Here is an 18,867-nt window from a genome sequence, read left to right as displayed (position 1 = left end):
GGGGTCTGCTGCGGGCGCCCCTACAGATTTGGAGGCGCGCTGTCACGCAGAATCTGGCGCTGGCTGTGCAAAGCGGCGGAAAAGCGTCGTTTTTCGCCGAAGTTCACACCATATGCGCGCGCATGTGCGGGCGCGCGTAGGCGTCGTGGGAAGCGGATCGACATTTCAAAGACGGGGCTGCGATAGGCAGGTCTGAGGGGTGTAGGACAGAATAAAAGCGGCGCCGGGTCAGGCAATTGGATGCTTTTTCGCCAGCCGTGGCACGGAGGTCACAGTTGGCGGAGCGAGGGCCGATTTCGACCATGTTTTGCCGTTCAGCGGTTCACCGGATGATACTCGATGCGGACACCGTGAATGGTGAGCTTCCGATCGAAGACGCGAGCGTGATTGTCATAGGTGATGCGCAGCACGTCGTTGCCGATCCACTTCATATCTGCCCACGGTCCTCCCCACTCGCCACGCGTACCGCCATTGTAAGCGTCAGCTACAAAGGCATTTCCGATGGACTGAAAGAACCACGCGTCCACCGAGATTTGGGTAGTGAAGTCGGTTGTGGCTCCGCACTCACGCATGAAAAGCACCGCCTTATGTTCGCCGTCAGGCGACATTAGCGAGGTGACAGTTTGGTTGGAGCATAGCGGAGAGCATCCGCTCATAGACGTAACGAGTAGGGCAAATGGCAAAGCGCGCATGACTTTGTGTATTTCCAGTATCGCGCTATGACAACGTATTAGCCGCCCGTCCGCAAACCACCCTTCTTTGCCCTAAACCCGATCCGCCTGAACCACCGTGTCCAGCCCGCGCAGGGCTGAAAGGATGCGGTTCAAATGCTGGGCGTCGGCCACTTCCAGGTCGATGATGTCGGTGTGGAAGGGGCCTTCGCGGTTTACCAGTTGCAGGTTGAGGATGTTCGCCTTGGTCGCGCCGAACACATTGGTGACGGCGGCCAGCGCGCCCGGCTGGTTCTTCACGATCACCTGGAGCCGCGCCGTGCCGCCCTTCGACTTGCTGTCCCAGCTCAGGTCGACCCAATCGTCATTCTGATCGACTTCCAGCGAGCGGCAGTCGATGGTGTGGACCTCGATCGGTTCGCCGGTGCGGCGGACGCCGACGATGCGGTCGCCGGGGACGGGGTGGCAGCAATCGCCCAGATTATAGGCGATGCCCGGCGTCAGGCCGCGGATCGAGACCGGGGCATGCTGGCGCGGATGGGCTTCCTCCATCCCTTCCCCGCTGGTGGAGCCGGGGACGAGAGCCTCCATCACTTCCGAATCGAGCAGCCGGTGGGTGGCGATCGCAACCATCAGCGAACCGCGGTCGTCCAGTTTGAGCCGTTTCAGGGCGGCCTTCAGTGCCTTGTCGCCCAGTTCGCTTGCCAGTTCGGGGGAGAAGCGGCCGATAATCTCCTCATAGAGTTTTTCGCCCAGCGCCACTTCCTCGCCGCGCTGCTTCTGGCGGATATAGCGGCGGATGGCGGCGCGGGCCTTGCCGGTGATGGCGAAGGTCAGCCAGCCGGGTTGCGGCTCCTGCCCCTCCGACTTCAATATTTCGACCTGATCGCCATTTTCCAGCGTGGTGCGCAGCGGCACCACGCGGCCGTTGACCTTGGCGCCGACCGTCTGGTTGCCGAGCGAGGTGTGCACCGCATAGGCGAAGTCGACGGGTGTCGATCCCTTCGGCAACTGGTGCAGCTCGCCCTTCGGGGAGAAGGCGAAGATCCGGTCCTGATACATCGCCATGCGGGTATGTTCGAGCAGCTCGTCGGCGTCCTGACTCTGCTCCAGGATTTCTACGAGGTCGCGCAGCCAGGCGGCCTGATGGTCGTCGGCATCGCCCCTCTGCTTATAGGCCCAGTGCGCGGCGAGGCCGAGTTCGGCGTCATGATGCATGTCGCGGCTGCGAATCTGCACCTCGATCCGGGCATTGTCCTGATGGATGACGGTGGTGTGCAGCGATCGGTAGCCGTTGCGCTTCGGGGTGGAGATGTAATCCTTGAAGCGGCCGGGCACCATTTTATAGGTCTGATGGATGACGCCGAGCGCGCGGTAGCAATCCTCCGTCGTCTCGGTGATCACGCGGAACGCCATGACATCGGTGAGTTGCTCGAAGCTGATGTGGCGTTCCTGCATCTTCTTCCAGATGGAATAGGGATGCTTTTCGCGGCCCGAAACGGTGACGGGCAAGCCCTTGCCGCCCAGCAGCAATTGCAGTTCCGCGCCGATTCGGTCGACCTTGTCATGGCCGCCTTCCTTGAGCTGTTCGAGGCGCTTGGTGATGCTGTCATAGGCTTCCGGCTCCAGCTCGCGGAAGGCCAGAAGCTGCATCTCGCGCATGAAGTCGTACATGCCGATCCGCTCCGCCAGCGGGGCGTAGATGTCCATCGTCTCGCGGGCGATGCGGCGGCGCTTCTGCTCATTCTTGATGAAATGCAGCGTGCGCATATTGTGAAGGCGATCGGCCAGCTTCACCAACAGCACGCGGATATCGTCCGACATGGCGAGCAGGAATTTGCGCAAATTCTCCGCCGCCCGCTCATTTTCGGACATGGCCTCGATCTTGCTGAGCTTGGTGACGCCGTCGACCATTTTGGCGACGTCCTTGCCGAAGGCGTGCTCGATCTCCTCATAGGTGACGAGCGTATCTTCTATCGTGTCGTGCAGCAGAGCCGTCACGATGGTCTGGTCGTCCAGATTGAAGTCGGTCAAAATGCCTGCGACTTCAATCGGATGGCTGAAATAAGGGTCGCCGCTGGCGCGCTTCTGGCTGCCATGTTTCTGGACCGAAAACACATAGGCGCGGTTGATCATCGCTTCGTCCGCATCCGGATCGTAGCGTTTTACCCGTTCAACAAGTTCGTACTGGCGTAACATCCTACTGCGATTGTCCGCGATGCCCCTTGCTGTGCAACAAAAAAATCCCATTTTAGGTGAATAGCGCTGCGCTTTTGCAACGCAGGTGGCTTTGAGCTATCAAGTGAAGACGATGACACATAATCTGGCGCAGGATCTGGAACAATGCGCGCTGCCCAGCGCATTGGAGGCGATGGGTGAACGCTGGTCGTTCCTCATCTTGCGGGGCGCTCTATCGGGAATCCGGCATTTCGAGGAGTTTCAGTCGACTCTCGGCATTGCCCGCAACATCCTGGCGAACCGGCTCGCGCGGCTGGTGGAAAACGGCATCATGGTGCGCCAGCCGATGCAATGCGACCGGCGCAAGGTCGAATATCGCCTGACCGAAAAAGGGCAGGATCTGGCGCCTGCCATGATCGCGCTGCGCCAATGGGGCGAGAAATGGGGCTGCGGTCCCATCGCCTGCCAGGTGCTGGCCGACAGCCGCGACCGGCAGCCGATCCGTCAGATGACGATCCAGGCGCATGATGGCCGTCCGCTGGAACCCAGCGATCTGGTCTGGTTGTGCGTCGATGAAGTGACGCTGATGACGCAGGAAGCGGCGGCGGCCTGAGGGCAGCGCGGGCATATCCCCTGTCGTTCAGTCATGCCGGCCCGGTTTCCGCATGGCGAATTGCCTTCGTTTTTTTCGCCTGCCTGCGCGCCATTCGCAAAAAACCGGTTCCCACTTTTTTGCCTGATGCTTTAGGCTGAACGCAATGTCAGTCCATCGCTTCCAGCCCCAGCCCTTTTTCGCGGACAAGAACCGCGCATTCTGGAACCTCCAGTCGGTGGGGTGGGCCGGTGCCTTCCTGCTGCGCGGTTCCTCCACCATCGCCAATGGGCAGCCGCTCTCCAGCCTGATCCCGGTGATGATCTCGACCGTGTCGGGCTATTCGGTGACGCTGCTGATCGCGGTGGTGTTCCGTTTTCTCCAGCGCCAGCGGCCGATCGTGACCTGGGGCGCGTCGATCGTGACGGTGGTGATCGCCGCCGGGCTGGTGGCGTTCATCGATGCCTGGGTATTCTCGACCCAGAATCGGGGCAGCGATACGGCGGGCGTGCAGCTTTTCCTGGGCGCCTTCTATCTCAGCATGACGTTGCTGGGAGCCTGGTCGGCGCTTTATTATGCGATCAACTTCTACCTGACGGTGGAGGAGCAGGCGGACCAGCTTCTGCATCTGGAAAGCCAGGCGTCGAGCGCGCAGCTCGCCATGCTGCGCTATCAGCTCAATCCGCATTTCCTGTTCAATACGCTGAACAGCATCTCGACCCTGGTGCTGCTCAAGCAAACCGACCGGGCCAATGCGATGCTTTCCCGCCTGTCCTCCTTTTTGCGCTATACCCTGATCAACGAACCGACCGCTCAGGTGACGATCGAGCAGGAGATCGAGACGTTGAAGCTTTATCTGGAGATCGAGAAGATGCGGTTCGAGGATCGCCTGAGGCCGGTTTTCCATATCGATCCGGCGGTCGCGCAATCCCGCCTGCCCTCTCTGCTGCTCCAGCCGCTGGTCGAAAATGCCATCAAATATGCCGTCACGCCCAAGGAGGAAGGCGCGGAAATCTCCGTCACGGCGCAGCCTGCCGGTGAAAACGTCCGGATCATCGTATCCGATACGGGTCCGGGATTGAATGAGGGGTTCACCCGCCCGAACAATCCGGTGAGCGAAGGAACGGGCGTCGGTCTGGCGAATATCCGCGACAGGTTGATTCAGGCCTTCGGGGAACGACAGAGCTTCGAAACGCGTTCAACGCCTGGCGGCTTTTCGGTCCTGATCGAAATGCCGCTTAATTTGGATGAACCATCGAGAGTGGCCGCATGACCATCAGAACAATCCTCGTCGACGACGAAAGCCTGGCTATACAAGGCCTCAAGCTGCGTCTGGAAGCGCATGAGGATGTCGAAATCGTAGAAACCTGCTCCAACGGCCGCGAAGCGATCCGCGCCATCAAGACGCATAAACCCGACCTTGTGTTCCTCGACATTCAAATGCCCGGCTTCGACGGATTTTCCGTGGTGCAGGGGTTGATGGAAGTCGAACCGCCGCTTTTCATCTTCTGCACCGCTTATAGCGACCATGCGATCCGCGCGTTCGAGGCGCAGGCCGTCGACTATCTGATGAAGCCGGTGGAGGAAGGCCGTCTGGCCGACGCGCTGGACCGGGTGCGGCAGCGGCTTTCCGAAAAGCGCCAGGTGCAGGAAGCGGAAAAGCTGCGCGAGGTGCTGGCGGAGGTCGCGCCCGACGCGATGAACGACTTTTCGGGCGATGGCGATGCCCCGGCCGCCAACCGCTTCGAAAAGCTCATCAACATCAAGGATCGTGGGCAGATTTTCCGCGTGGATGTCGATTCGATCGAGCGGATCGACGCGGCAGGCGACTATATGTGCATCTATACCGCCGACAATTCGCTGATCCTGCGCGAGACGATGAAGGATCTCGAAAAGCGTCTGGACCCGCGCAATTTCCAGCGCGTGCACCGCTCCACCATCGTGAACCTCAGCCAGGTGCGGCAGGTGAAGCCGCATACCAATGGCGAATGCTTCCTGGTGCTGGAATCGGGCGCGCAGGTGAAGGTCAGCCGTTCCTATCGCGACGTGGTGGCGCGGTTCGTGCATTGATTTGACGTCGAGATTGGCAAGCAACGTGCTCCTGCGAAGGCAGGAGCCCAGTTCAGATGTTGCGTGGATGAGGCGAAGGCAGAACTGGGTTCCTGCCTTCGCAGGAACACGGTAGAGATTGGGGCATGAGCAAGCCCGGCTACGTGTACATCATGGCAAGCGGCCGCAATGGCACACTCTATCTGGGTGTGACCAGCGATCTCATTCAACGCGTCTGGCAGCATCGCAACGGCTTCGGCGGCGAGTTCAGCGCCGAATATGGCTGTCGTTTCCTCGTCTGGTACGAAGCCCATGACGATCTTCAGGAAGCTCGCCTTCGTGAGCTTCGTATGAAGAAATGGAAGCGTGAGTGGAAGTTGCGCGTCATCGAAGAGCGCAACCCTGATTGGTGCGACCTGTTCGAGACGGTCGCCGCCTAACGAAACACCCATTGCCGGTTCAGCCCGAACATCACGGCCGGCGTCACGAAGAGCATGGCCGGGATGGGTGACCATTCCGGCCAGCGCATATGGGTGACGCACAGCCACACCCAGAGCGCGTTGAGGGCGTAGCTGATCAGCGACACCGCGACGAAGCGGACGCCGCGCGCCGCCTGATTGTCGCGGCTGCCATGGCCGCGGAAGGTGAAGCTGCTGTGCGTGACATAGCCGATCGCCACCGCCGCCAGATAGCCGATGCCGTTGGCGATCTGCGGATGCAGTCCGGCGGGCGCGGCCAGCGTCCAGTAGATCGCCGCCTGACAGGCCGTCACGAACAGCCCGGTGACGCCATAGCGGACAATCTGCCAGAACAAGGCCTGCTTTTCCGCTGTGAGGATTTGGAGGATTTTCATGCGGCCCCGTTGCGCTTTGATGCGAAGCCTCTAATCGAGCCACCATGAAACTGCAAAGCTGGCCTGTCCTGCGCGCTCATATCGTCCCTCTCGCGGCGAAATTTTCCCTTTATGCGGAGCGGAACTGGAAAGGGCTGACCGTCCTTTTGTGGATCGGCGCCATGGCCTGCCTGATCGCTACGCGCTGGCCGCAGATTCATTGGCTGACGCTCAGCGATACGGACGACAATATCCGCTATTTGCAGGTGAGGGACTGGCTGGCCGGGCAGGGCTGGTACGACCTGCGGCAATATCGGCTCGATCCGCCCGCCGGGTTCAACATCCACTGGTCGCGGCTGGTGGACCTGCCGCTTGCGGCGCTGATGCTGTTCTTCCGCGCTTTTCTGGATCAGGGGCTGGCCGACCGGCTGGCCTGCGGGATCGCGCCGATGCTGCCGTTATTGCCGCTGATGCTGGGGCTGGGCTTCATCGCGCGGCGGCTGGCGGGGGGGAATAGCTGGTTCCTGGCCGCGCTCGCGCCCTTCGCCGCGCAAATGGGCATCAGCATGTTCATGCCGATGCGGATCGATCATCATGGCTGGCAATTGGCCTTCACCGTGCTGATGCTGGCAGGGCTGATCGACCGCAACTGGCTGCGCGGGGGCATTGTCGCGGGCGTGAGCAGCGCTCTCTCCATCGCTATCGGCATGGAGATGATCGTCTATCTGGCGGCGGGCGGCGCGCTGATCGCGCTGCGCTGGGTGTTCAAGGAGGGCGCGGCGCGGCGGATGCTGCCCTATGCGATCAGCCTTGGCGGAGCGACGTCGGTGCTGTTCGTGCTGTTCGCCAGCTATGCCAATCGGCAGATGGTGTGCGACGCGATCTCGCCCATATGGGTCGCGATCTTCGCGACGGCTTCGGCGGGGATGGTGCTGCTGGCGCTGCTGCCGCTCAGAAGCTGGCCGGCGCGGCTGGGGGCTGGAATCGTGGTCGGCGCGGCGGTGGCGGCCTTTGCCTGGGTGAACTGGCCGCAATGCCTGTCCGGCGCCTATCAGATTTCGCCCGAACTGGAGAGACTGTGGCTCGCCAATATCCGCGAGGCCAAGCCGATCACGGTGCAGGCGCGCAGCCTGGTCGTGCCGCTGATGGCTATCCCGGTGGCGGGCCTTTTCGGCCTGATATGGGCGTTATGGGATTCGCGGCGGGACGGGGACAGGCTCTGGGCCTGGGCGACCGTGGGGCTGATGATGCTCTTTTCGACCGCGCTGCTTTTCTGGCAGCTCCGCGCGGGTCCGGCGGCGCAATTGCTGGCCATTCCGCCCGCGGCCTGGGCGGCCTATCGCCTGCTGTGCCTGATCGGGGCGGGCAGGCCGGCGGTCCGTCTGGCGGCGGGGCTGGGCGTGACGGCGTTGGCCGTGGCGGCCTTTGCCACGCCGCTCTATCCGCAGATCAACCAGTTCTGGGTCAAGACGACCGGCGAGAAGCCCAAGCCGCAAAAGCCGACCGTGCAGGCGCGCAGGAAGGCCATAGACAAGGCCAATGGCCGCTGCCGCACCCTGCCCGCGTTGGAGGTGCTCAACCAGCTGCCGCCCGCCACCATCTTCACCATGGTCGATCTGGGGCCGCGCCTGATCGTCGCCACGCACCACAGCGCCGTGGCGGGCCCCTATCACCGCAACGGCGCGACGATCCTCGACATGCACCATGCCTATGACGGTCCGGCGGAAGCTTTCCGGCCGATCGCGGCGAAGCATCATGCGACCTATTTGCTGGTCTGCCCCGGCTTTCCGGAGGGCACCATCTATCAGGCGCGCAGTCCCAGGGGCTTTTACGCCGGGCTGATGCGGGGCGAAGTGCCGGGCTGGCTGAAGCCGGTGATGCTGCGGACCGGGATGACGCTGCCTTACACGCTGTATCGCATCGATTATTCAGCGCCGGGCGAGGAAAAAATCCCGCAGCAGCGTTGATGCCTCGGCTTCGGCCAGGTCGCCATAGACCTCCGGCCGGTGCAGGCATTGCGGATGGGTGAAGAGGCGCGGTCCCTGCTCGATCGCGCCGCCCTTGGGGTCGGATGCCGCATAATAGAGGCGGGCGATGCGCGCGTGGGAGATCGCCCCGGCGCACATGGCGCAGGGCTCCAGCGTCACCCAAAGATCGCAGCCGGTCAGGCGGAAGTCGCCCAGATGCGCGGCGGCAGCCCGAATCGCGACCATTTCGGCATGGGCGGTGGGATCATTGTCGCGGCGGTTGCGGTTTTCGCCTTCACCGATGATCCGGCCGTCGAGAGTGATGACCGCGCCGATGGGCACTTCCCCCGCGTCGGCGGCGGCGCGGGCAAGGTCCAGCGCGCGCCGCATGGGTTCAGGCAGGGGGAAGGGCGAAACCATGGCTTCGCCCATACAGGATCATCGCACCGTTCGGAAAGGGTCAGGGCTTTTTGACGTCCACCGTCGGCACTTCGACCGTTTCCTTGCGCTTGCCGACCTCCACCTTTGCCACATTGGCATCATATTTGGGCAGGGAGCCGCCCTTGATCGCGACTTCGGGCAGGCGCCCTTCCTGCGTTTTTTGCAGGTCGATGAAGCCGGTGGCGATGCCGCCAGCCAGAACCAGCAGCAAAATCAGCAACAAGCCACCAATGAATCGCATTTCGGCCTCCTTTGGCTTATGGGGCGTCAACGCTTATGAGTCGGAAAGGGTTGCGGCGCTTGATGGCTCTGGGCGGGTTGACGTGCGCGGGGAATCCCGTTATCCGCGCCGCTTTCCGAACGAACCCGAATTACAAGGTTGATTGACTATGTCGCGCATTTGCGAGCTGACCGGCAAGGGCCGCCAGGTGGGTCACAATGTTTCCCACGCCAATAACAAGACCAAGCGCGTGTTCCTGCCCAACCTGCAGAACGTGTCGCTGATCTCCGAAGCGCTGGAAACGACCGTGAAGCTGCGCGTGTCGACCCATGGCCTGCGTTCGGTCGAGCATAATGGCGGCCTGGACAACTGGCTGCTGAAGACCAACGACGACAAGCTGTCGCTGAAGGCTCGCCGCCTGAAGCGCGACATCGTGAAGAAGAAGGCCGCCGTAGCCGCCTGATTCGGTTCGATCCGTTCGCATGAGGAGCGGCCTGGCGACGGGCCGCTTTTTTGCGTTGGTTTGGACCTTGGGTTCTATTCCTCTGCATTCCAATCCAGCGCGAATTTCAGCAGCAGGGTGCGTTGGAAGAATTCGTGATTGTCGTCGGAGGCGATCCAGATGACCCGGCGGCCCCCTTCCTGCGTGACCGCCAGCCCTTCGAAATTATCGGCCAGCAGGGGCGGCGCCAGCCGGGCGAGGGCGCGCGCCTTCAATCGGTCGCCGGGGCGTGGCCTTTCCGGCAGCTCGACGATCGCCAGCGTGGCCGTGAACAACTCCTGCAAGGTCAGCCGCCGGTTGAGCACCAATATGTGGCGGTCATCGAGGGCGACGGCGTCCGTCGGGCGATAGCCACGCGGCGGCACATAGCGCAGGTGCATGGGGGCGGCCGTCGTGGCTTCGGCAGGGTCGCCCGCGAACAGCAGCGTGTCGTGGCTGCCGTCGGCGGTCATGCCCATCTCCGCCAGGACGAGAAAGCGGCCATCGGGCAGCCGCGCCAGCGATTCGATCGATCCGGTCTCGGGCCAGGCTTCGATCTCCGGCCAGGTCCGGCAGGCTTCGACGCGCGCGAAGCCGGGCGAATAGCGGCAGATCATCTGTTGCAGTTCGAAGCCTACCCAATAGCGCTGGGTCGCCGGATCGTGGGTCATGGCCTCCGAATCCCAGGCCCACCAGGGGCGGTCGCGGTCCTGCGGGCGGATGGGAAGGGGGGCGATGAACGGGCGCCGTTCCGCTTTGCCGGGGCCGATGTGAAAGCCCATCAGCGTGCCGGAATCGCTGAGCGCCAATATCTGCCCGTCGGCTTCCGCCAGCAGCGAGGAAATGCCGCCAAAGCCGTGATGGGTGCTGTTGAGCTGCCATCCGCCCAGATAATGGAGGCGCCCCAGGTCGCGCTGGGCAGGATCGGCGGCGTTCAGGGACAAGGCGCGCGCCCGGACCAGCAGCGGGCCGGAGCCGAAGGGCTGGGGCTTGTTCTTGTGCGGCGCGGGGAGCAGCAGGATCGCGAGCAACAGGACGATCAGGATTCGGCGCATCGCCTTCGCCATAGGGGATTATCCGCCCTTGTGCAGGGTTTTTCGCGGCTCTGGCATCGCCCGTGAAAAAGCGTGATACTGCGTCCGTTCGGCCGGACCAATACTGAACGATGGCTGACATCGCCATTCAGGCTTGGCTCAATGCGAATCGGGCAAAAGGGCTTCAATCGATGGCGAGTCCTCCTTTGGAAGATCTGCCTGGATCGATGGCAAATTGAGGAGCAACGCCATGAAGACGAAGTTTCTGATCAATCTGGGGGCGGCGCTGGCGATGGGCGCTGCCTCTCTGGCCGCCACCGCGACGCCTGCCATGGCCCGCGACGGCTGGGGCCGCCATTATGAACGGGGCGATTATTATCGCGGCGACCGGGGCTATCGGGGCGACCGGGGTTATCGCGGTTATGGTGACGGCTACTACCGGGGCGGCGGCTATTATCGCGGTGATGGCTATCGCGGTTATCGCGGCGGCTATCGTTGCCGGGACAGCGGCACGGGCGGCACTATCATCGGCGCGATCGCCGGTGGCCTGCTCGGTAACGAAGTCGGCAAGGGCAGCGGCCGCTACGGCCGTCGCGGCGACGGCACCACAGGCGCCATCATCGGCGCGGGAGTTGGTGCGCTGGCCGGCCGGGCGATCGACCGGGATTGCTGATCCGCTTATCCTTCGGGAGAAAGTGACGAGGGCCGCTCCATTCGGGGCGGCCCTTTCATTTTGCCGGGGGCGGTGCCTGCCGCGGATCGATCCGCTGATGATCGGAGCGGTTCGATCCGGCTTCATCGCCCGAACCCGGCGCGCAGGCGGCCAGGGCCAGCAGCAGTCCGCCGATCCAGGGACGGATCATCGCATTTTCCCCTTCCTGAAAAGAAAAAGGCCGCCCCGTTTCCGGCGCGGCCTCTTCCAGACAATTCCCTGATAGGGAATTACATCGCGTTCGCGGCGGCGTTGCCCGCAACGTTGGCAGCGTTCGAAGCGGCGTTCGAAGCGTTGTCGGCAGCGTTCAGCGCGGCATTCATGGCGTTGTCGGCAGCGTTCGAAGCGTTCTCGGCAGCATTGGCCGAAGCGTTGGCGGCATTTTCCGCACCGCCCGAGCAGGCGGCCAGGCCGAGCGACGCGGCGAGAACGAGCGAAAGAGCAATCGACTTGGTCATGGGTTAACCCCTCTCTGAGAATAAAAACGGTGCAGACCACTCTCGGAGAAAAGTTCACCCCCCATTGCGTCTGCGCCGCGATTCGTAATGAATCCGGCGACTCATGGCAATCCCATTCCTGCTTCAAGTCCCTGATTGGGGGCGTAAGGGGGTTGGAACGGCGCGGCCCGAACGGCCATTGACGCATATAAAGATTTCTTTATATGATCCATCCATGAGCGCAGCACTCGACATTTTCCGGGCATTGGGCGACCCAACGCGGCTGCGCATCATCTATCTGCTGCGCGCCATGGAACTGGCTGTCGGAGAGATCGCGCAGGTCGTCGGGCAAAGCCAGCCGCGCGTCTCCCGCCATGTCCGCATTCTGGCCGAAGCCGGTCTGGTCGAGCGGCGCAAGGAAGGCAATTGGGTTTTCCTGCGGTTGCGCAAGCAAGCGGAAATCGCGCCCTTTCTGGTCCTTTTCGATCAGTTGGTGCCGTCGGAGGCGGAACTGCTGTGGCAATGCGCCGATCTGGCGCGGCTGGCGGCGGTGCGGGCGGATCGCAGCCGTGCAGCGGAAAGCTATTTTTCCGAACATGCCGAGGAATGGGACGCGATCCGGTCGCTGCATGTGCCGGAAGGCGATGTCGAGACGGCGATGATCGTTCTGTTGGGGGCAGAGCCGATCGGGCATCTGCTCGACATCGGCACCGGGACAGGGCGGATGATCGAGCTGTTCGGGCCGTCGGCGGACCAGGTGACGGCGCTGGATCGCAGTCCGGATATGTTGCGGCTGGCGCGGGCCAAGCTGCCGGAAGATGCCGGCGACAAATATGCGCTGGTGCTGGGCGATTTCGGCGCGCTGCCGCTGGAGACGGGCAGCGTCGATACGGTGGTGCTGCATCAGGTTCTGCATTATGCGCAGGAGCCTGAACGGGCGATCGCGGAAGCGGCGCGGGTTGCGGCGGCGGGCGGCCGGGTGCTGATCGCTGATTTCGCGGCGCATGAGCGGGAGGAACTGCGGCTGCGCGACCAGCATGCGCGGCTGGGCTTTTCCGATGAGCAGATCGAAAGCTGGTTCGCGGATGCGGGCCTGGAACTGGAGCGGGTGGAGGTGCTGCCCGGCCAGGAACTGACGGTACAATTATGGCTGGGACGGCGCCGGGGCGCGCGCATCCTGCGACACGAAGGACGACTTTCCGCATGACCTTGAGCTTCCCCTCCGTCGAAGAGGCCTCGCAGGCTTGGCAGGCGCCGCTCTATGCCGATCTGGCGGGCGACGTTAATGTCAGCTTCGAATTCTTCCCGCCCAAGACGGAGAAGATGGAGGAGCAGCTCTGGTCCGCGATCCAGACGCTGACGCCGCTGGCGCCCAAATTCGTTTCGGTGACTTATGGCGCGGGCGGCTCAACGCGGGAACGGACGCACAACACGGTGGCGCGGATCGCGAAGGAAACGCCCCTGTCGGCGGCGGCGCATCTGACCTGCGTGGCGGCCAGCAAGGCGGAGATCGATGAGGTCGTGGACGCCTATTGGGAAGCGGGGGTGCGGCATATTGTGGCGCTGAGGGGCGACCCGCCCGAGGCGGGGACGAAGTTCGAGCCGCATCCGGACGGCTATAAGGGCGCGGCGGAGCTGGTCGAGGGGCTGGTGAAGCGGCATCCGTTCGAGATTTCGGTGGCGGCCTATCCCGAAACGCACCCCGATGCGCTGAGCGCGCAGAGCGACATCGATAATCTCAAGCGCAAGCTGGATGCGGGCGCCACGCGGGCGATCACGCAATTCTTTTTCGAGCCGGACACTTTCTTCCGCTTTCGCGATACGGTGGCGGCGGCGGGGATCGACGCGGAGATCATTCCCGGCATCATGCCGGTCAGCAATTTCGCGGCGGTCCAGCGCATGTCGGCCATGTGCAACACTGATGTGCCGGGCTGGATGGGCAAGCTGTTCGAGGGGCTGGACGACCTGCCCGCAGCGCGGCAGCTCGTGTCCGCGACGCTGGCGGCGGAATTGTGCCGCAAGCTCTATGCGGGCGGGGTGCGCGACTTTCATTTCTATACGCTCAACCGGGCGGAACTGAGCTATGCGATCTGCCATCTGCTTGGTTTGCGACCGGCAAGTGACGGGAGCAAACGGCCGGCGACATTGGAGAAGACGGCATGACCGCCGAGGAACGCTTCCGCGCTGTTGCGGCGGAAAAGATCATGATCTTCGACGGCGGCTACGGCACGTCGATCCAGAAACATGGGCTGAGCGAGGCGGATTATCGTGGGTCGCTCGATCTGGCGAAGGATCAGAAGGGCAATAACGACCTGCTCTGCCTGACTCGGCCGGACATCGTCGAGGGCATCCACACCGCCTATCTCGACGCCGGGGCGGACATGATCGAGACCAACACCTTCTCGTCGACCAAGATCGCCATGGCGGATTATGGCTGCGAGCATCTGGTGCGGGAGATCAACATCGCCGCTGCCCGGATCGCCCGCAAGGCGTGCGAGGCCGCGACGGCGAAGGATGGGCGGCCGCGCTTTGTCGCTGGGTCGATCGGGCCGACGAACAAGACCTTGTCGATCTCTCCGGATGTGAACGACCCGGCCTATCGCGAGGTCGATTACGATACGCTGAAAGCCGACTATCGCGAGCAGTGCGATGCGCTGATCGAGGGCGGGGTGGACTTCCTGTTGGTCGAAACCTGCTTCGACACGTTGAACGCCAAGGCGGCGGGCATGGCCGCGCGTGAGGCCGAGGCGGCGGCGGGGCGGCCTGTACCGCTGATGCTGAGCTTCACCATCACTGATATGTCGGGGCGTAATCTGTCGGGGCATACGATCAACGCCTTCTGGTATTCGCTGCGGCATTTGAAGCCGCTCACCATCGGGGTGAACTGTGCCTTTGGGGCGGATTTGCTGCGGCCTTATCTCTCCGAACTGGCGAAGAATGCCGATACGCTGATCCTGGCCTATCCCAATGCGGGTCTGCCCAATGAGTTGGGGCAATATGATGAGTTGCCGGAAACGACGGCGAGCCTGATCCGCCAGTGGGTGGATGAGGGGTTGGTCAATATGGTCGGCGGCTGCTGCGGCACTACGCCTGCGCATATCGGCGCGGTGGCGAAGGCGCTGGCCGGGCAGAAGCCGCGTGTCGTGCCGCAATTGCCGGTGGTGACGCGATTGGCTGGGCTGGAGCCCATGCACATCGCGGCCTGATGATGGGGAGGAGAGGAATCCTCTCCTCCGTTCGCCCTGAGCGAAGTCGAAGGGCTATACCGAACGCAGTGAGGTGTCTTCGCCTCCGCTCAGACAGGGGCTTCGACTTCGCTCAGCCCGAACGGAATTTGATACGATGACCAGCCAATCCCACGATCTTTCTCGCGTCACTTTCGTCAATATCGGTGAGCGCACCAACGTCACCGGATCGGCCAAGTTCAAGAAGCTGATCATGGCGGGCGACTATGCAGCCGCCATCGACATCGCCCGCGATCAGGTGGAGAACGGCGCGCAGATCGTCGACGTCAACATGGACGAAGGCCTGCTCGACGCGGTCGAGGCGATGACGACCTTCCTCAAGCTCATGACTTCGGAACCGGACATCAGCCGCGTGCCGGTGATGATCGACAGCTCGAAATGGGAAGTGATCGAGGCCGGTCTGAAATGCGTCAGCGGCAAGCCGGTCGTCAATTCGATCAGCATGAAGGAGGGCGAGGAGGCCTTCCTGCATCATGCGCGGCTCTGCATGGCTTATGGCGCGGCGGTGGTCGTCATGGCCTTCGACGAGACGGGGCAGGCGGACACGAAGCAGCGCAAGGTCGAGATTTGCGAGCGCGCCTACAAGCTGCTGATGACCATCGGCTTTCCGCCGGAGGATATCATCTTCGACCCGAATATCTTCGCCGTCGCGACCGGGATCGAGGAGCATAATAATTACGGCGTCGACTTCATCGAGGCCTGCCGCGAGATCAAGAAGCGCTGCCCGCATGTCCATATTTCGGGTGGCCTGTCGAACTTCTCCTTCTCCTTCCGCGGCAATGAGCCGGTGCGGCGGGCGATGCATTCGGTCTTCCTCTATCACGCCATTCCGGCGGGGTTGGACATGGCGATCGTCAATGCTGGGCAGCTCGACGTTTACGACGCCATCGATCCCGCGCTGCGCAAGGCGTGCGAGGATGTGCTGCTGAACAGCGATCCTGAAGCCGGGGATCGGCTGGTCGCGCTGGCCGAAAGCTACAAGGGCAAGGATGCGGCTTCGGAAAAGGCGGCGCAGGAATGGCGCGGCTGGCCGGTCGCCAAGCGGCTGGAGCATGCGCTGGTCAAGGGCATCGACATGTATGTGGTCGAGGATACGGAGGAAGCCCGCCTCGCCGCCGCCAAGCCGATCGAGGTGATCGAAGGCCCGCTGATGGACGGCATGAATGTCGTGGGCGACCTGTTCGGCGCGGGCAAGATGTTCCTGCCGCAGGTGGTGAAATCCGCCCGCGTGATGAAGAAGGCGGTGGCGCATCTGTTGCCCTTCATCGAGGCCTCGAAGGAGCCGGGCGCCAAGGGCAAGGGCAAGATCATCATGGCGACGGTCAAGGGCGACGTTCATGATATCGGCAAGAATATCGTCGGCGTCGTGCTCCAGTGCAACGGCTTCGAGGTGATCGACATGGGCGTGATGGTGCCCTGGCAGGACATCATCAAGGCCGCGAACGATCATGATGCCGATATGATCGGGCTTTCGGGCCTCATCACGCCCTCGCTGGACGAGATGGTGACGGTGGCGGTCGAGATGCAGCGGGCGGAGATGACCATGCCGCTGCTGATCGGCGGCGCGACGACATCGCGGGTGCATACGGCGCTGCGCATCGATCCGGCTTTTGAGGGGCCGGTGGTGCATGTGCTGGACGCCAGCCGCGCTGTCGGCGTGGCGACGGCTTTGGTATCGGAGACGCAGAAGAGTGATTTCGTCCAGAAGACCAAGGACGATTATGAGCATGTCCGCGTCGCCCGCGCCAATAAGGGGCAGAGCGCGCTCGTGCCGATCGAGGATGCGCGGGCCAATGGCTTCGAAATCGACGAGAGCCTGAAGCCCGGCAAGCCGCGCCTGCCCGGCGTCCATCGCTTCCCGGACTGGGATCTGAAGGATCTGCGGCAATATATCGACTGGACGCCCTTCTTCCGCGCCTGGGAGCTGGCGGGCAATTATCCGGCGATCCTCGAAGACAAGGTGGTGGGCGAGAGCGCGACCAGCCTGTTCAACGATGCGCAGGCGATGCTCGACCGCATCATCAACGAGAAATGGCTGACCGCGCGCGGCGTGTGTGGTCTGTGGCCCTGCCGCCGGGAGGGTGACGACATCATCGTCCATGTCGAGGATGAGAAACATGTCACCCTGCCGATGCTGCGCCAGCAGATCGCCAAGCGGGAAGGGCGGGCCAATATGTGCCTGGCCGACTTCATCAGTCATGACGGCGACTGGATGGGCGGGTTCGCCGTGTCGATCCATGGCATTGAGCCGCATCTGGCGCGTTTCAAGAACGCCATCGATGACTATTCGGATATTTTGCTGAAGGCGCTGGCGGATCGTCTGGCGGAAGCCTTTGCCGAGCGGCTGCACCATTATGTCCGCACCGCGCTCTGGGGCTATGCCGAGGGCGAGCAGCTCACGAACGAGGCGTTGATCAAGGAGCAATATCGCGGCATCCGTCCGGCGCCGGGCTATCCGGCCTGCCCCGAGCATAGCCTCAAGCCGCTATTGTTCGACATGCTCGACGCGCATCATGCGACCGGCATCACGCTGACGGAGAGCTTTGCCATGCTGCCGACGGCGGCGGTCAGCGGCTTTTATTTCGGGCACCCGCAGGCCGAATATTTCGGCGTGGCGCGGGTCGGCCGCGATCAGTTGGAGGATTATGCCCGGCGGCGCGGCGTCGATCTGGAGACGGCGGAGCGCTGGTTGCGGCCGAATCTGGATTGAGGATTGAGATCAGGATATGACGTGTTCCTGCGAAGGCAGGAACCCAGTCCCACGGTAGCCATGATACGGAGACGGCAGAACTGGGCTCCTGCCTGCGCAGGAGCACGGTGGTTAGCTATTCAGCGTGCCTCGTGGTTGGCCGCGACCGCCTTCGCCACCGCCTGCATCAGTTGCCAGCGCGTCGGGATCGGTTCGGTCGTGCTGCCGATCATCACCGCGACCGCATAGCTGGTGCCGTCGGGCGCGGTCATGATGCCGATGTCGTTGAACCCGGTCGACCGCGCGCCCAGTTCCTGCCCGGTGCCGGTCTTGTGCAGATAATGCCAGCCCGCCGGCACGCCGCCCTTGATCCGCTGCGGCCCGGTTTTCGCCTCGCTCATGATCGACATCAGCAGTTGCGAGGAAGCGGGCGAGAGCATGTCATTCTGCTTGAGCTTCGCCAGCGCCTGCACGATCGAGGAGGGCGCCGCCCCGTCCGGCGGGCTGGCGAGATAATTGTCCAGCGCCTTCTGCCGCACCGATAGGGGCAGCTTGGCGCGGGCGGCGTAGAAATTGCGGCCGATCGAATAATCCTGCCGCCAGTCCAACCCTGCCGTCGTCGATTGCAGCAGCCGTTCGCCGGGGCCGAAGCGGATATCCTTGATGTACCGCCGCGCCAGATAGCTCCGCACCGCGTCCGGCCCGCCGACGGCGCGCAGCAGCGTGTCGTTGGCGGTATTGTCGCTCTGCGTCATGGCGCGGCGCATCAGGTCGGAATAGGTCGTGGTCCAGCCCGAATTGCCGACCAAAGCGGCGGTCGGCTGGTGGAAGAGGGTCAGATCCTTCTTCGTGATCGTCGTGCTGTCGCTGAGGCGAATCTTGCCCCGGTCGACCGCGTCGAGGAAGGCCATCGACACCCAGAGCTTCGACACGCTCTGCTGCGGGAAAAGGCTGTTGCCGTTCCAGGCGACCGTCCAGTCGCTGCCGACACGGCGCACCGCGATGCCGACCTTGCCGTTGAAGCTTTGGCCGAGATTGCGCACGACGCTGACCAGCGCGGGCGGCGGCGTTTCCCGCTGATCGACATCGAGAGCCTGGAAGGATTTGGGCGGATTGGCGACCGGCTTGATCGGATAGGTCGCCGTCGTGGGCTGCGGCCGCTGGACCGCCGCATAAGGCTGCTGCGGCGCGCTGACGCAGGCCGAAAGCGCCGCCATCAACAGGACGAGGCGGGCCGAGCCGCTATTGCCGCCGCCATTTGGGCGCTTGCCGCGCCCTCCCTTCAAAATGGTCATCAAAATCCCCGCACTCTCCTTTCG

General features: G+C 63.0%; 19 protein-coding genes. 11 read left to right on the top strand and 8 right to left on the bottom strand.

What is annotated here, in order from left to right; genetic code table 11:
- Positions 1-764 precede the first annotated feature (764 nt).
- Positions 765-2,870: a bifunctional (p)ppGpp synthetase/guanosine-3',5'-bis(diphosphate) 3'-pyrophosphohydrolase gene (locus tag VVT58_RS10090; protein WP_327754466.1), complete on the bottom strand. Its 2,106-nt coding sequence runs from the start codon at positions 2,868-2,870 to the stop codon at positions 765-767.
- Positions 2,871-2,982: 112 nt separating this feature from the next.
- On the opposite strand from VVT58_RS10090, the gene VVT58_RS10085 reads away from it, so the two are divergent.
- The 4 genes from VVT58_RS10085 to VVT58_RS10070 all read left to right on the top strand — a co-directional run bounded on the left by VVT58_RS10085 (position 2,983) and on the right by VVT58_RS10070 (position 5,930).
- Positions 2,983-3,462, top strand: a complete 480-nt coding sequence (locus VVT58_RS10085; RefSeq protein ID WP_327754477.1) for a helix-turn-helix domain-containing protein — start codon at positions 2,983-2,985, stop codon at positions 3,460-3,462.
- A gap of 145 nt (positions 3,463-3,607) precedes the next feature.
- Positions 3,608-4,714 carry a sensor histidine kinase gene (locus tag VVT58_RS10080; RefSeq protein WP_066554865.1) on the top strand — a complete coding sequence of 369 codons (1,107 nt, stop codon included), beginning with the start codon at positions 3,608-3,610 and terminating at the stop codon, positions 4,712-4,714.
- The gene (locus VVT58_RS10075) at positions 4,711-5,511 is read left to right on the top strand and encodes a LytTR family DNA-binding domain-containing protein (protein WP_013848670.1); all 801 of its coding nucleotides are present in this window, start codon (positions 4,711-4,713) and stop codon (positions 5,509-5,511) included. Before VVT58_RS10080 ends, VVT58_RS10075 begins: the two co-directional genes overlap by 4 nt.
- A gap of 125 nt (positions 5,512-5,636) precedes the next feature.
- On the top strand, positions 5,637-5,930 hold the full coding sequence (locus tag VVT58_RS10070) for a GIY-YIG nuclease family protein (RefSeq protein WP_087575791.1): 294 nt from the start codon (positions 5,637-5,639) through the stop codon (positions 5,928-5,930).
- On the opposite strand, the gene VVT58_RS10065 is transcribed toward VVT58_RS10070, so the two are convergent.
- A complete protein-coding gene (locus tag VVT58_RS10065) occupies positions 5,927-6,343 on the bottom strand; it encodes a GtrA family protein (RefSeq protein WP_327754467.1) in 417 nt (138 codons plus the stop codon). The two genes, VVT58_RS10070 and VVT58_RS10065, sit on opposite strands and share 4 nt — an antisense overlap.
- A gap of 44 nt (positions 6,344-6,387) precedes the next feature.
- On the opposite strand from VVT58_RS10065, the gene VVT58_RS10060 reads away from it, so the two are divergent.
- Complete coding sequence (locus tag VVT58_RS10060; protein WP_327754468.1) at positions 6,388-8,289, top strand: hypothetical protein; 1,902 nt, start codon at positions 6,388-6,390, stop codon at positions 8,287-8,289.
- Here the strand turns inward: VVT58_RS10060 and VVT58_RS10055 are convergent.
- Complete coding sequence (locus VVT58_RS10055; RefSeq protein WP_327754478.1) at positions 8,251-8,709, bottom strand: nucleoside deaminase; 459 nt, start codon at positions 8,707-8,709, stop codon at positions 8,251-8,253. The two genes, VVT58_RS10060 and VVT58_RS10055, sit on opposite strands and share 39 nt — an antisense overlap.
- A 40-nt stretch (positions 8,710-8,749) precedes the next feature.
- Positions 8,750-8,971, bottom strand: coding sequence for a hypothetical protein (locus tag VVT58_RS10050; protein ID WP_327754469.1), 222 nt, complete (start codon positions 8,969-8,971; stop codon positions 8,750-8,752).
- Between the two features lie 148 nt (positions 8,972-9,119).
- Between VVT58_RS10050 and rpmB the strand changes: the two genes are divergently transcribed.
- Complete coding sequence (gene rpmB / locus VVT58_RS10045) at positions 9,120-9,413, top strand: 50S ribosomal protein L28 (RefSeq protein ID WP_066554874.1); 294 nt, start codon at positions 9,120-9,122, stop codon at positions 9,411-9,413.
- A gap of 74 nt (positions 9,414-9,487) precedes the next feature.
- Here rpmB and VVT58_RS10040 read toward each other — a convergent pair whose 3' ends face one another.
- Positions 9,488-10,486 carry an esterase-like activity of phytase family protein gene (locus VVT58_RS10040; protein WP_327754479.1) on the bottom strand — a complete coding sequence of 333 codons (999 nt, stop codon included), beginning with the start codon at positions 10,484-10,486 and terminating at the stop codon, positions 9,488-9,490.
- A gap of 229 nt (positions 10,487-10,715) precedes the next feature.
- Here VVT58_RS10040 and VVT58_RS10035 point away from each other — a divergent pair, with 229 nt between their 5' ends.
- A complete protein-coding gene (locus VVT58_RS10035; protein ID WP_327754470.1) occupies positions 10,716-11,138 on the top strand; it encodes a glycine zipper 2TM domain-containing protein in 423 nt (140 codons plus the stop codon).
- Between the two features lie 55 nt (positions 11,139-11,193).
- On the opposite strand, the gene VVT58_RS10030 is transcribed toward VVT58_RS10035, so the two are convergent.
- Positions 11,194-11,328 carry a hypothetical protein gene (locus tag VVT58_RS10030; protein WP_254911604.1) on the bottom strand — a complete coding sequence of 45 codons (135 nt, stop codon included), beginning with the start codon at positions 11,326-11,328 and terminating at the stop codon, positions 11,194-11,196.
- A 79-nt stretch (positions 11,329-11,407) separates the two neighbouring features.
- On the bottom strand, positions 11,408-11,635 hold the full coding sequence (locus VVT58_RS10025; protein WP_066554878.1) for a circumsporozoite protein: 228 nt from the start codon (positions 11,633-11,635) through the stop codon (positions 11,408-11,410).
- A gap of 214 nt (positions 11,636-11,849) precedes the next feature.
- Between VVT58_RS10025 and VVT58_RS10020 the strand changes: the two genes are divergently transcribed.
- The 4 genes from VVT58_RS10020 to metH all read left to right on the top strand — a co-directional run bounded on the left by VVT58_RS10020 (position 11,850) and on the right by metH (position 17,569).
- Complete coding sequence (locus VVT58_RS10020; protein ID WP_327754471.1) at positions 11,850-12,821, top strand: metalloregulator ArsR/SmtB family transcription factor; 972 nt, start codon at positions 11,850-11,852, stop codon at positions 12,819-12,821.
- Complete coding sequence (gene metF / locus VVT58_RS10015) at positions 12,818-13,777, top strand: methylenetetrahydrofolate reductase (protein ID WP_327754472.1); 960 nt, start codon at positions 12,818-12,820, stop codon at positions 13,775-13,777. The genes VVT58_RS10020 and metF overlap by 4 nt, the downstream gene beginning before the upstream one ends.
- Positions 13,774-14,820 carry a homocysteine S-methyltransferase family protein gene (locus tag VVT58_RS10010; protein WP_327754473.1) on the top strand — a complete coding sequence of 349 codons (1,047 nt, stop codon included), beginning with the start codon at positions 13,774-13,776 and terminating at the stop codon, positions 14,818-14,820. The genes metF and VVT58_RS10010 overlap by 4 nt, the downstream gene beginning before the upstream one ends.
- A 136-nt stretch (positions 14,821-14,956) precedes the next feature.
- The gene (gene metH, locus VVT58_RS10005) at positions 14,957-17,569 is read left to right on the top strand and encodes a methionine synthase (RefSeq protein WP_327754474.1); all 2,613 of its coding nucleotides are present in this window, start codon (positions 14,957-14,959) and stop codon (positions 17,567-17,569) included.
- A gap of 119 nt (positions 17,570-17,688) precedes the next feature.
- Here metH and VVT58_RS10000 read toward each other — a convergent pair whose 3' ends face one another.
- Positions 17,689-18,843 (bottom strand): serine hydrolase, encoded by a 1,155-nt coding sequence (locus tag VVT58_RS10000; protein WP_327754475.1) that lies wholly within the window; start codon positions 18,841-18,843, stop codon positions 17,689-17,691.
- Positions 18,844-18,867 lie beyond the last annotated feature (24 nt).

Origin of the sequence: Sphingobium sp. SJ10-10 (assembly GCF_036038995.2) — a bacterium.
In the GTDB taxonomy this organism is placed as follows: domain Bacteria; phylum Pseudomonadota; class Alphaproteobacteria; order Sphingomonadales; family Sphingomonadaceae; genus Sphingobium.
Note: the sequence above shows the minus strand (reverse complement) of the source record. Positions and strands in the feature narration are given on the sequence as shown.

What these genes read in the sequence shown, in the direction of transcription:
- VVT58_RS10025 (WP_066554878.1), bottom strand. Translation starts at nt 11,635, where the DNA reads ATGACCAAGTCGATTGCTCTTTCGCTCGTTCTCGCCGCGTCGCTCGGC.
- VVT58_RS10075 (WP_013848670.1), top strand. Translation starts at nt 4,711, where the DNA reads ATGACCATCAGAACAATCCTCGTCGACGACGAAAGCCTGGCTATACAA.
- VVT58_RS10020 (WP_327754471.1), top strand. Translation starts at nt 11,850, where the DNA reads ATGAGCGCAGCACTCGACATTTTCCGGGCATTGGGCGACCCAACGCGG.
- VVT58_RS10030 (WP_254911604.1), bottom strand. Translation starts at nt 11,328, where the DNA reads ATGATCCGTCCCTGGATCGGCGGACTGCTGCTGGCCCTGGCCGCCTGC.
- VVT58_RS10080 (WP_066554865.1), top strand. Translation starts at nt 3,608, where the DNA reads ATGTCAGTCCATCGCTTCCAGCCCCAGCCCTTTTTCGCGGACAAGAAC.
- VVT58_RS10070 (WP_087575791.1), top strand. Translation starts at nt 5,637, where the DNA reads ATGAGCAAGCCCGGCTACGTGTACATCATGGCAAGCGGCCGCAATGGC.
- VVT58_RS10000 (WP_327754475.1), bottom strand. Translation starts at nt 18,843, where the DNA reads ATGACCATTTTGAAGGGAGGGCGCGGCAAGCGCCCAAATGGCGGCGGC.
- VVT58_RS10060 (WP_327754468.1), top strand. Translation starts at nt 6,388, where the DNA reads ATGAAACTGCAAAGCTGGCCTGTCCTGCGCGCTCATATCGTCCCTCTC.
- VVT58_RS10055 (WP_327754478.1), bottom strand. Translation starts at nt 8,709, where the DNA reads ATGGTTTCGCCCTTCCCCCTGCCTGAACCCATGCGGCGCGCGCTGGAC.
- VVT58_RS10090 (WP_327754466.1), bottom strand. Translation starts at nt 2,870, where the DNA reads ATGTTACGCCAGTACGAACTTGTTGAACGGGTAAAACGCTACGATCCG.
- VVT58_RS10085 (WP_327754477.1), top strand. Translation starts at nt 2,983, where the DNA reads ATGACACATAATCTGGCGCAGGATCTGGAACAATGCGCGCTGCCCAGC.
- VVT58_RS10050 (WP_327754469.1), bottom strand. Translation starts at nt 8,971, where the DNA reads ATGCGATTCATTGGTGGCTTGTTGCTGATTTTGCTGCTGGTTCTGGCT.
- rpmB (WP_066554874.1), top strand. Translation starts at nt 9,120, where the DNA reads ATGTCGCGCATTTGCGAGCTGACCGGCAAGGGCCGCCAGGTGGGTCAC.
- VVT58_RS10010 (WP_327754473.1), top strand. Translation starts at nt 13,774, where the DNA reads ATGACCGCCGAGGAACGCTTCCGCGCTGTTGCGGCGGAAAAGATCATG.
- metH (WP_327754474.1), top strand. Translation starts at nt 14,957, where the DNA reads ATGACCAGCCAATCCCACGATCTTTCTCGCGTCACTTTCGTCAATATC.
- metF (WP_327754472.1), top strand. Translation starts at nt 12,818, where the DNA reads ATGACCTTGAGCTTCCCCTCCGTCGAAGAGGCCTCGCAGGCTTGGCAG.
- VVT58_RS10040 (WP_327754479.1), bottom strand. Translation starts at nt 10,486, where the DNA reads ATGCGCCGAATCCTGATCGTCCTGTTGCTCGCGATCCTGCTGCTCCCC.
- VVT58_RS10035 (WP_327754470.1), top strand. Translation starts at nt 10,716, where the DNA reads ATGAAGACGAAGTTTCTGATCAATCTGGGGGCGGCGCTGGCGATGGGC.
- VVT58_RS10065 (WP_327754467.1), bottom strand. Translation starts at nt 6,343, where the DNA reads ATGAAAATCCTCCAAATCCTCACAGCGGAAAAGCAGGCCTTGTTCTGG.